Source organism: Haladaptatus sp. W1 (genome assembly GCF_001723155.1).
Classification (GTDB): Archaea; Halobacteriota; Halobacteria; order Halobacteriales; family Haladaptataceae; genus Haladaptatus; species Haladaptatus paucihalophilus.
Genome location: NZ_MEIH01000089.1, coordinates 20,234 through 31,548, shown reverse-complemented (window position 1 = coordinate 31,548; position 11,315 = coordinate 20,234). Strand labels below are relative to the sequence as shown.

Annotated in this window: 8 protein-coding genes and 1 pseudogene; 8 read left to right on the top strand and 1 reads right to left on the bottom strand. The window is 52.7% G+C overall.

The annotated features are described in order from the left end of the window. Positions 1 to 943: pseudogene (locus BG842_RS05125) on the top strand (ISH3 family transposase); the annotation flags it as partial. A 314-nt stretch (positions 944 to 1,257) separates the two neighbouring features. On the opposite strand, the gene BG842_RS05120 reads toward BG842_RS05125, so the two are convergent. Next, positions 1,258 to 4,569 carry a PAS domain S-box protein gene (locus BG842_RS05120; RefSeq protein WP_069449939.1) on the bottom strand — a complete coding sequence of 1,104 codons (3,312 nt, stop codon included), beginning with the start codon at positions 4,567 to 4,569 and terminating at the stop codon, positions 1,258 to 1,260. Between the two features lie 236 nt (positions 4,570 to 4,805). Between BG842_RS05120 and BG842_RS05115 the strand changes: the two genes are divergently transcribed. The 7 genes from BG842_RS05115 to BG842_RS05095 all read left to right on the top strand — a co-directional run bounded on the left by BG842_RS05115 (position 4,806) and on the right by BG842_RS05095 (position 11,310). Beyond that, positions 4,806 to 5,159 carry a hypothetical protein gene (locus BG842_RS05115; protein ID WP_069449938.1) on the top strand — a complete coding sequence of 118 codons (354 nt, stop codon included), beginning with the start codon at positions 4,806 to 4,808 and terminating at the stop codon, positions 5,157 to 5,159. Positions 5,160 to 5,199: 40 nt separating this feature from the next. Beyond that, positions 5,200 to 5,400, top strand: coding sequence for a hypothetical protein (locus BG842_RS31085; RefSeq protein ID WP_083252437.1), 201 nt, complete (start codon positions 5,200 to 5,202; stop codon positions 5,398 to 5,400). A gap of 609 nt (positions 5,401 to 6,009) precedes the next feature. Then, positions 6,010 to 6,759: a beta-ketoacyl-ACP reductase gene (locus BG842_RS05110; RefSeq protein WP_069449937.1), complete on the top strand. Its 750-nt coding sequence runs from the start codon at positions 6,010 to 6,012 to the stop codon at positions 6,757 to 6,759. A gap of 160 nt (positions 6,760 to 6,919) precedes the next feature. Further along, positions 6,920 to 7,093, top strand: coding sequence for a helix-turn-helix domain-containing protein (locus BG842_RS28650; RefSeq protein WP_254662912.1), 174 nt, complete (start codon positions 6,920 to 6,922; stop codon positions 7,091 to 7,093). Positions 7,094 to 7,259: 166 nt separating this feature from the next. After that, a complete protein-coding gene (locus BG842_RS05105; RefSeq protein ID WP_069449936.1) occupies positions 7,260 to 7,682 on the top strand; it encodes a universal stress protein in 423 nt (140 codons plus the stop codon). Positions 7,683 to 8,521: 839 nt separating this feature from the next. Beyond that, positions 8,522 to 9,109 (top strand): metal-dependent hydrolase, encoded by a 588-nt coding sequence (locus BG842_RS05100; protein WP_069449935.1) that lies wholly within the window; start codon positions 8,522 to 8,524, stop codon positions 9,107 to 9,109. A 104-nt stretch (positions 9,110 to 9,213) separates the two neighbouring features. After that, positions 9,214 to 11,310 (top strand): minichromosome maintenance protein MCM, encoded by a 2,097-nt coding sequence (locus tag BG842_RS05095; protein ID WP_069449934.1) that lies wholly within the window; start codon positions 9,214 to 9,216, stop codon positions 11,308 to 11,310. The last annotated feature ends 5 nt before the right edge of the window (positions 11,311 to 11,315 follow it).

The window sequence follows — 11,315 nt, the reverse complement described above, 5'->3', positions numbered from 1 at the left end:
CATCTTCGCACCAAGTTCGACCTGGAGACGCTCGAACAAATTGGCAACACACTCCTCCAGAAGGACGTTCTTGACGTCCTCCCCGAGCAGGTGGAGGTCGTCGCTGACCTCCACCTGCGGCCCTACTATGGCGACGAAGACGACACAGACGGCCTCTATCACTTCGCAAGCGAAGCGTGGAACCACCGCGTTCCACGCCTACGCCACACTCTACGCGCGTGTGAAGAACAAACGCTACACACTGGCGGTGCGCCGTCTTACCGACGGCGACACCGCCAGCGGCGTCCTCGCAGAGTTTCTTGGCATCCTTGACGGCCTTGACCTCGGTGTCAAGGCCGTCTACCTTGACCGCGAATTCTACGATAGCAAGTGTTTGACGCTGCTTCAGGCACACAACCACGCCTACGTGATGCCGATCGTCCGCTGGGGACGGATGATTAAGCAAGAACTCTCGGAAGGCTGGAGTCGCGTGATTCAACACAGTCTGACGGGGAAACTCGACGGTCACAGCTGGACCGTCGAGTTTCCCGTCTACATCGACTGTACATACCAGCAAGGACGGTACGACGAACATGGTGTGGCGCGTCACGGCTACGCCGCTGACGCGCCGTTTATCGACACGCCACGAGACGCTCGATACCACTATGCGAAACGCTTCGGTATCGAGGCCAGCTATCGACTCTCCGAGCAAAGTATTGCGACGACCTCAACACAGAATCCGATCGTACGGCTGTTGTACGTGGTGGTGAGCTTGCTGTTACAGAACGTCTGGCGGTTTCTGCATTGGGAATACGTGGCGACGCCCCGCCGCGGGGGGCGTCGCCTCTGGCAATGGTCGTTCAAGGAGTTCATCAACATGATCCGACGGGCAGCGTGGACGGCCCTCGCGACGCGTCGGGCCGTCCCCGCGAACCGACCACCGGACGACCGGTTTACTCGGTAACTCTCGACCGGGCTAGCTTGGGGTGTGAGTGCCGACGCTGTCGCTGTCGACGGCGGTCTGCCGCCGACAGCGACGGCTCGCCTTTGATTTGTCCATGCTTCTCTCGTCGAGACCGTCAGAGCAACCGCTCCGACACAGAACTCAGGCTTCAGAAACAGTTAGCCGAGGATGCTTTGTGAGGTACTGAGATTGAGTGCTGGGCGCACTTACGTTAACCATTCCCTCATCTTGGTCACGCTTTTAGAAGAGGAGAATACGAGACGTATCGCAATCCCTCGCTCTCAATTTCTCGTTACACGGTACAATATCGACTCTCACGGAGACGTCATCAAGGATTCCAAGACGGCGTCAAACACCTTCCGTTCTGCTGCTCGAAGGTGCTGGTGGAACGTCGGCGACGAGATGCCGAGTGACGTGGCAATATCCTTCCCAGAAGTCGGACGAGGCCATTCGAAGAATCCAGAGTTGTAGGCAGCGTTCAGCGATGTCCGCTGTCGATCGGTGAGGTTCTCCTTGAGTAACTGGTCCAATTGAGCGATCGGGTCATCAGTACGCGAAACCTGCCGATGGGCGAGCAATTCAATACCTGGATATTCGACTTGGACAGTCTCGATGATCTCACGTACTTCGACGCTTGGTGCGAGGTGAATCCGCATGTGATAGTCACCATCCTCGATCACGGCTGTATCAACAGAGCCACCTTGCGCGGCTACCGTCGAGAGTACGGGTGGCTCGGATAGTCGGAGTTGGAAGCGCGAAACGTCCCCCTCTTCGTCTATCACGGTCATCGAATTCCAGTGAGGGTGTTGATCAATCAAGGCGTCGAGCGCATCACGAGCGCCGGTTGTCACGGTGCCGTATACGAGGTGCGTTCCGCCGCTGGCCGGAACAGTCTGGTTGAGGGTAATTCGACCATCGGTGGTTTCGCCGATTCCAAGGGTTTCGAAGACGTTGGAGAGGTGGAACTCGAGCTCGACGACTTCGTCACTCATCAGTGCCTGCTTGCGCTCGACGGCGGCGATTGCGTGCCCAGTGATTTCGCCGAGCTGACCGATTACCTCACACTTCTTGCCCGTGAATGCGTCAGGTCGGTCGGAGTAGACGTTGAGTACACCATACAGTGTCTCCTCATATTCAATCGGAACTGCCACAGAGGAGTGAAATCCATACTTCTGGGCAGAATCTCGCCAGTGCTCGTATCTAAAGTCGGTGGAGAGGTCCTGTGTGGTCTGTATCTCGCGTTGTAAGATGGCCTTGCTTGTGGGACCATTGCCACGCTCATCGTTTGGATCGACGGAAATCGTAATGTCGTCGAGATATCCTTCGACGCCTGTTTCCGTCCGAACATTCACTGTCTGAGTATAGTTATCGACTTCGCCAATCCAGGCGGCTTGGTAGGCGTCTGTGTCCACGAGTTGGTTACAGACGATCGTTTCTATCTCCTCGCGAGTCGATTGCTCGATAACTGCTTCGGTAATGTCGTGGAAAACGTCATTGAGATGGTTGAGTGCAGAGAGATGCTCGCGCTGTCGTTTTAATCTCCGTTCGCGTTCGATCTGACCTGTAATATCCTGCGACATCGCCATTCCGGCGAATACTGTTCCCTGCTCGTCGTAGATAGGGAAGGCTTGGATGCGGCGGATTCGACCGTCGTACTCGACTTCGATATCGCTCGTCTCACCGTCGAAGACAGCACTGTACCTTGGTTTAAGCTCTTCGCGGAGTTCTTCGGGGAGGTGTTCGGACATCCGTTCTCCTTCGAGATCATCAGCAGAGATATCGAGCCCTTTAAAAACCTCACCACCTACTGTCAGGTATCGTAAGTCCTCGTCGAATAGTACGACCGCCCCATTCGGGAAGTTGTCTACGAGCGTCTGATATCGACGCTTCAGCTTCTCGAGTTGCTGTTCATGTTTCACGCGGTCAGTAACGTCACGGATGACTCCGACACGACCCATCTCCCCATCTTCGAGTTCGAATCGGCTGAACCGGCTTTCGACTGTGAGCGTAGAACCACTTGCCGTGTATATCTCTTCTTCGAGTTTTGCGACACTGGAATCACTCGACTCTAGTTCAGCCAGTTTTGCCTCCTCGATATCGAAGAAGTCATCGCCAAAAATGGCTTGCGCATGGACGCCAATGAGTTCGTCACGCTCATAGCCTGCCATCGAGGTAAGACCCTTGTTTACCATCAAGAACCGGTAGTCACTATCGAGAACGTAGATCCCGTCGTCAACAGCTTCGACGATGCGTTCATATTGTTTGACCTCTGTCTGCCGCTCCTTGCGACCTGTTATGTCCTGGAAATAGACCGAGACACCCGTCTCTGCGGGATAGATGTGGGCTTCGAACCAGGTTTCCAGTGGCTCATAGAACATCTCCTGGGACTCCGGTTCCTGATTCTCGAAGACGTCCGTGATTGCCGCCTTGACTGTCGAGCTCCGCTCGAACGCATCCCAGATGTGCTCGCCGATGAGTTCGCTGGGACATCGCTCTAGAAGATCCCCCGCACGGTTATTGACATACGTGAACCGGTGGTCATCATCGAGCGCGAAGAACCCGTCGTCCATTCGCTCGTACACGTCCTCGAGTTCTTTCTCTTGGAGTTCCTGTTCGGTTATCTTCTGCCCTGTGATATCTGTGATGACTCCTTCGAGTATCGAGGAGCCGGATGTGTCGGTGACGCTGCGACCGCGCTCCCAGACCCACCGGGTTTCGCCATGCGCGGTCAGGATGCGATATTGGGTGGTGAATTGACCGTTTCGATCGAGTCCAGATTGGACGGTATCCCAGATCTGTCCGCGGTCGTCGGGGTGGATAATATCGCTCCAAGTGACTGTTTCGGACTCGATGGCGTCTGCGTCGTATCCAGTCAGGTTGGCGCAATCGTCACTGACGAACTCCATCGGCCATGTGGGTTCGTTTCGACACCGATAGACCATCCCTGGTAAATTGCTGACGAGGTTCGAGTATCGCTGCTTGCTCTCTTCAAGCGACTGTTCGGTCTGCTTTTGGTCGGTGACGTCGTAGTAGAGTTCGACTCGACCGCCGGCGTATGCACCGGCCTCGATGGGTTTACTGCGATGTTCGAGCCACCGCTCCTTGCGTCCATTGCCGGGCGCCACGTGGCATTCGAACTGTTCCGTGTACGTGTTGTCGTCGTACGTCGCAAGGACTACTTCCGCAAATGTTTCTGACTCGGTGATCGTCGACGCGATCTGATTGTTGATGAGCGTACGTTTGTCCTGCCCGACAACTCGTTCATAGTCAAGTCCGAAGTACCGTTTGGTCGTGTCGTTGGCCCATGCCACCTGAAAGTCTTTGTCAAGAACGAACACTCCGACATCGGCGTCGTCGAGTACATCGTTGACGAGCGACTCGGCGGCCGGCCATTTTGGAGTATCTTGGTTGGCGTTAGTCGACGGCCGCCACCAGACGCGTGCGCTGGCGCCGACTTTCTTCGTTTCAAGTTTTTCATGCTCGACGAGGCGCTTCAGTCTAGTGTAGGTACTTCGCTGTCCGAGGTCGAGGTGGTCTGCGACCTCTTTCGTCGTCCAGGGTGTCGCTTCTTCGTCAAAGAGTACAAGGGTTTCTCGAAGCGCATCTGTTAACGACTCTGCTGACATTAGTCGCCTAATACCGGTGCATGGTTATCAACCCTCTTCCGGAAGAGTTACGGGTGGTGTTGTCACCTTGGTCTATTGAAAACATCTACATTCAGAATATCGTAAGAAACGCCGTTTAATTCACCTATCTCAAAGTGACTCGTCGAAGATAGCCTAACATATTTGGGCCAACTCTTACCCAGCGACGGTACTTCCGGCAAAACACGCGTGTAGTTGAAGCTAATGGAGTGAGAAACATGAGCAAGACATCAAACAAACAAACAGGAGAAGGCGAAGACACAGTCGCTATAGAGGAGGCATCACTGGACACTTTCCTGAAAATATTGGCAGATACGGATCGTCGACAGTTGCTAGTCGCTCTCCTCGACCACGACCCCCTGGATGACGACTATTTCCAAATTCCCGCTGACGTGACTAGGAGCGATGAGCAAGAAAGCCATCTCTCGCTCCAAATGACCCACATACACCTTCCGAAGCTCGACAATGCGGACATCATCGAATGGAACCGAGACGACTACGCGGTGCGAAAGGGTCCTCGCTTCGACGATATCCGTCCACTGGTACAGATGGTCCGGAAACAAGCCGATTAACGCCCGGAGACTCCATCGTAAAACACGGACAGAACTCACCATGACAAAAACAGATGAGAGAGCAGGAGACAATCTCAAACAGTGTGAGAACTGTGCCGTGCAGACGCCCCACGAAGTCTCGATTGAGATCCGTACTGAAAGCGACAAACCGCACACTGCGAAGTTCTCTCGTGAACCATATCGGGTTGCTCGTTGTCTGATGTGTGGCGAAACGACGAGCCAGCGGATGAACAACGTCTGATCTGCCTCGGCTTATTCGTCGCTGGTGCCTCGTTTCTATGGCAGCGATCGTACTGTATTCGGAGTTCTGCGTCATGGATATTACTGGCTACGGTAGTATTAGGAAGTAGGAACCACCGAAGATCAGCTGCTACAACTCCGTAAAACGATTCTGCAGAGTGATCTTAAAGACTTCAACAATCTCTGTCATCCGTTCCCCTTGATCCTTTCTTGTCTGCTTTACGTCCTATCCAATTTTTGATCACCTTCGTCGACCTGGAGGTTGTCAATAACATCGAGCAGTTTCACACCTAGGGTTTCCATCTCGGTTACAATTGCTGCCATGAGTTTCCTTGCCCGTCCCTGTCGATTTACATTGGAGTCGCAGTCTCACGTGCGACACTGAGACAGTATCGATCCGGTATTCTAGTGTCCTTGTATCGTAGCGTGTGAATATTTACCGATATTAGGTAACGCCTATATATTAGAATGTTGAGCTACGGACCACACGGTGGGGATGGAAGGGTCTGATTTAATACAGACCGGTACGGTCGCAAACGGCCATTGATGGCCACAGCGACTCGAAGTGAGCAACCGCACAGACATTTCCACCTCAACACAAGGAAGAACAATGTCAACCATACCAACTAATAGAACATGCATCATAACTGGCGCTTCACGTGGAATCGGTGCCCAAATCGCGAGAAATCTCGGTCGTGATGGTGCGAACGTCGTCGTAAACTACCGATCCTCAGAAACGAAAGCCTACGATGTCGTCGATGACATCGAAGCTGAGGGTGGCACAGCAATCGCCGTCCAAGCAGATGTAACTAACAAGGACGCGGTCGACGCAATGTCTGACCGCGTCCACGATGTGTTCGGGCCAGTTGACGTGCTCGTGAACAACGCCGGCATTACTGTCGATCGAACCTTTAAAACAATGACGCGTGAGGAGTGGGAGCGCGTTATCGACGTCAATCTTGGCGGTGTGTTCAACTGCTCGAAGGCGTTTTATGATGACGTCAAACAGGCCGAACACGGACGGTTGATCAACATTTCGAGTGTGGTCGGCCAGCAGGGCAACTACGGTCAGGCCAATTATGCGACCACGAAAAGTGGTCTGTTCGGATTCACCCGGACGCTTGCCCTTGAGCTGGCAAATTCGGGATCGACCGTCAACTGTGTTGCGCCAGGATTCACGAGAACCGATATGCTTGCCGACGTCGATGAGGAGATACAGGACAAAATCCGCCAGCGTATTCCGCTGAACCGGTTTGCTGAGGCTGAAGATGTCTCCGGTGTTGTTCGATTCTTAGCAAGCGAGGAGTCGTCCTACATGACTGGCCAAATCCTCGGTATCAACGGTGGAATGGAGTGGTAACCACCATCCCTAACCGAGCGAAAGAACTGAATTAACGAATACACGACAATATCGAAACAATAGAATAAAATTGAATAAATCAGTACTAGAGTCCAACGCACGCGTGAATAGACAAGAAGATTGCCCAGATATTGAGTCACTGCCGAGCGACCTTGACTCAATGGGATCGAAACTTGTGTATCTACATCTTCATTATAGCAGTGGTGGGACGGTTCAAGAGCTCTGCCACACACTGAATATTCCCACAATATCGATCTATCCCATCCTAAATACACTCCGAGAAGAAGGGCTGGTTGAGCGAAAAGGAAGCCAATATGTTTGCACCCCTACCTAAGATTATTATAGGTATCATTTGATCGCGGGACAAAAATTGTGTCCAGTGAGCGAATCATTAACACAGAGATCACAAACCACGAGCAACGTCAACTCCTGTCTATTTGGATATGAAAATGATACCCCCAACTGATTAATGCTGACGTAGAGCATAGATCTGGGTAGTAATGGTCAACAATATACTAGTGCCGACAGATGGGAGCAAAGGGGCGGAACGGGGTGTCGAACACGCACTCGGGCTTGCTGAGAAGGAGGGTGCGAGACTCCATACATTGTTTGTTGTCGATGAGCGGATCTACGGACAGACTCCAGCATTGAGTAGCGACGAGCTCTTCCTTGAAGACATTCAAACCCGGGGAGATAAGCTCCTTGAGCAAATTGTTAGGAAAGCCGAACGCAGAGGTATCGAAGCGACAGCCGAGTGTGGTAGAGGCGTCCCTCATGAAGTGATTTTGAAGTGTTCTCAACAGAATGACATCGATCTGATTGTGATGGGACAACACGGCCTGTCGAAGTCGAGGTCTCTCCACCCGGGAAGTTCGACTGACCGCGTGACTCGCCTCGCCACAGTGCCGGTTATTTCAGCGTGAGCCTTCGTTCGATCAAATCGACAGTCGTCCCAGGAATGCTTCATCTCTACTGATTTTATCGACGTTGCAGAATACAAGCAGTATCGCAGGTTTACAGAATCGGGAATGATTACGCTAGTGCGTTCTGTGGTGTCTACCACGTACTAAATCCAATAAGTGGAAGTGAGTCTGCCCCGGGAGTCCCAAATTAATCTGTTCGTGAAAGTTGATGGTGTCATAGAACTCTCCTCATACCTTGAGCATCTCTAGGTCAGGAACCCTGATTCACTCCTATTGAGAGTGAACGCTCCCAGTAGCTCCAACTCAACTTGTGTGTAGAATAATTCGGTTTCATACAAACTGACGGCCAGGCAGGGGAAGCGATTGTCCACGGGAAAAACTGATGTGCGTTCACATACAACCGTATACTGTCGAGCGTCGTTGCTCGGCGTCGTTAAAACAAAATAAATACGAGGTCATCGGGAATGAGTGCTCGATTGGAACTCTATCACTCACCCCGATCCCGTTTTGCTACCACCAAGCCAGCAGCGATGAGTACCCAACCAGCTACGTTCTGATTAGCTACGATGGTCGCGCCAGCGGTGATAAGCGCCACGGGTACACCGTTCGTGGGTGTTCCGTTGACCATTTTTCGTCCGTCTTTTACAACGGACATGCGGTGGGTTTTCACGGCAATAGTATAAAACAGGGGCAGACGCTAGTTAGTATCTCATACTAACGGTTGATAATCGATTTTTGATATCCAACGCTACCCTGTTCAAACAGAGTTGACTGAAACGATACAAAGAGCTTATGCGAGTAGGAAAACGAGGCGAAATTAGATCCAGAGGCGACTCAGCATGTACCGACACGGCCACCTCGGCATTACACTCTTTGTTCTTGCACCAATCTCTTATGCATTCATCCAAAATGGTCAGTTCGCATTTGCCGGGTTGCTCGTGCTTGGCGTCCTCATCATCGAACCACTTCCCGATAATGACCACTGGTTACCCGGACTCTCACACCGTGGCGTGAGTCACTCGCTGCTGACCGCTGGCGTTATTGGGCTCGTGTGTGCTGGGTGTGGCTGGCTTCTTGGACAGTATCTTACCGTCCCACTTGCGCACTGGCTGCAGACGACCGTCCTCCCAGCGACCAATATCACGGCAGTCACAATCGCGACCGAGCAACTTGCTGCACTCACTCCCGGAACACTCGTCGGACTCGGGTTTGTCATCGGTGTTCTGGGTATCTGTGTCCATCTCGCCGGCGACATCATTACAGTCAGTGGTATCCAGCCGTTTCTCCCATTCTCTCGGCAGCGGATCTCACTGTCACGCCTTCGTGCGGCGAGCACACTCGCAAACACTGTCTTCTTGCTGCTTGGCGTGCTCGCGATGGGAACTGTCATCTTCGCACTCTCTCCGTTCGCAGGAGCGTTCCCGTGAGAGAATTAGTCCTGACTCATGCTTTGGATGAGTAGAACCTCCGTCTCGGGCGGCGTGAACTGTCCGGAACGACTTTCATAGACGGTACACATTAGCGAACTAAGATGGCACGCGGGGAAAACACAGACCTGATAGACCGATTTGAACAATTCTACCGACGATATTACAGCGACCAAATCGGGGAACTGGCCCAACAGTACCCGAACGAAAAGCGGTCGCTGTATATCGACTGGGACGACTTGTACCGATACGACGCAGATATTGCGGAAGACTACCTTGCGCAACCACAGCAGTTACAGGAGTACGCCGAGGAAGCACTTCGCCTATACGACCTCCCCGTGGACGTGAGTCTCGGACAAGCGTATGTCCGAGTCCGTAATCTCCCCGAAATAACCGAAATCAGTGACATCCGTTCACGGCATATCAACACGCTCGTCTCGATACGAGGAACCGTCGAACGTGCGTCGGCTGTTCGCAGTAAGATACAAGAAGCCGCCTTTGAGTGCCAGCGGTGCGGGACACTGACATTCATCCCACAAAGCAGTCTCGGTGATACGAAGGAACCCAAAGAATGCCAAGGATGTGAGCGACAAGGGCCATTCCGGATTAATGGAGACCATTCTGAGTACATCGACAGTCAGACGCTTCTCGTGAAACGTCGATTGCGGAATGCGACAAGAGAAATGGAATCAAGCGTTGTGGTGATGGTTGAAGATGACATCACAGGAGAAGTCTTACCCGGTGAAACCGTTACTGTGACCGGCATCGTGCACATCCTCCATGGCAGCCACACAGATGCCTCTGTCGCTGACAAGATAATCGACGGTCTCTCGGTCGTCATCGAGGAAGAAGAGTTCGAGGATATGGACATCACATTCGATGACAAGGAAGACATCATCGAACACTCCAACCAATCAGACATTTACGATCAGATGGTTAGCTCAGTGGCTCCTTCGATTTACGGATACGAACGGGAGAAGCTTGCAATCATTCTCCAACTGTTCGGCGGTGTCACAAAGCATCTTCCGGACGGAACTCGCATTCGCGGCGACATCCATGTTGCACTCTTCGGCGACCCCGGCCCATATGAAAGCCGGCTGCTCGACTACGCAGGTGTTCTTTCACCATGTACTATTAGTGCCTCTGGGTCTGGCAGTTCCTCTGTCGGCCTCACCGCGTCGATGAAACGCACGAAAAAGACGGGTACCGGCAACAAAACTTGGGCTGTGGAAGCCGGTGCGCTCCCACTCGCTGACCGTGGTCTCGCGTGCCTTGAGAGCCTCGACAAGTTCAGCGACAAACAGCGAGCGGCTCTTATCGACGTGCTTGAAGACCAGACGGTTAAGGTGAACAAAGCCACCGTCTCAGAGCAACTGAAAGCGCGGGCATCAGTTCTCGCATCCGCACATCCGAAGTACGGACGGTTCGATCAGTACGAGTCGATTGGGGAGCAGATAGATCTCGAACCCGAACTCATCTCTCAATTCGACCTCATCTTTACGGTGACGGATCAGCCCGACCCTGACCACGATTCACGGCTCGCGCAGCATATTCTGCAAACCAACTTTGCTGGAGAGTTGAACACTCAGCGGACAGAAATTAACTATCCGAACATCACCGAAGAACAGGTACGAAGCCAAACGGAAGAAATCGTTCCGCCGATAGACGCGGAACTGCTCCACAAGTACATCGCCTACGCGAAATCGAACGTCTATCCAACGATGACCGAGGAGGCTCGCGAGGCGATTCGGGACTTCTACGTGGATTTGCGTTCGAAAGGTGCGGACGAGGACGCGCCGATTCCGGTGACCGGACGAAAGCTAGAAGCGCTCGTTCGATTGGCAGAGGCGAGTGCGCGGGTTCGGCTGTCGGATACAGTTGAACAAAAGGACGCAGACCGCGTCATTGAAATCGTTCGGTCGTGCCTGCAAGATATAGGAATTGACACAGAAACCGGGCATTTCGACGCTGACGTTGTCGAAACAGGAACCGCAAAAAGTCAACGTGACCGGATCAAGAGCGTTAAACAGCTCATTGCAAACATTGCAGAAGAGTACAAAGGTGGTGCACCAGAAGAGGTTATTTTCGACCGAGCAAACGAAGTCGGTTTAAACTCCTCCAAAGCAGAACACGAAATTGACAAGCTGAAACAGAAGGGCGAAGTGTATGAGACACCCGAGGGTGGTCTTCGCACTACGTAGATTTA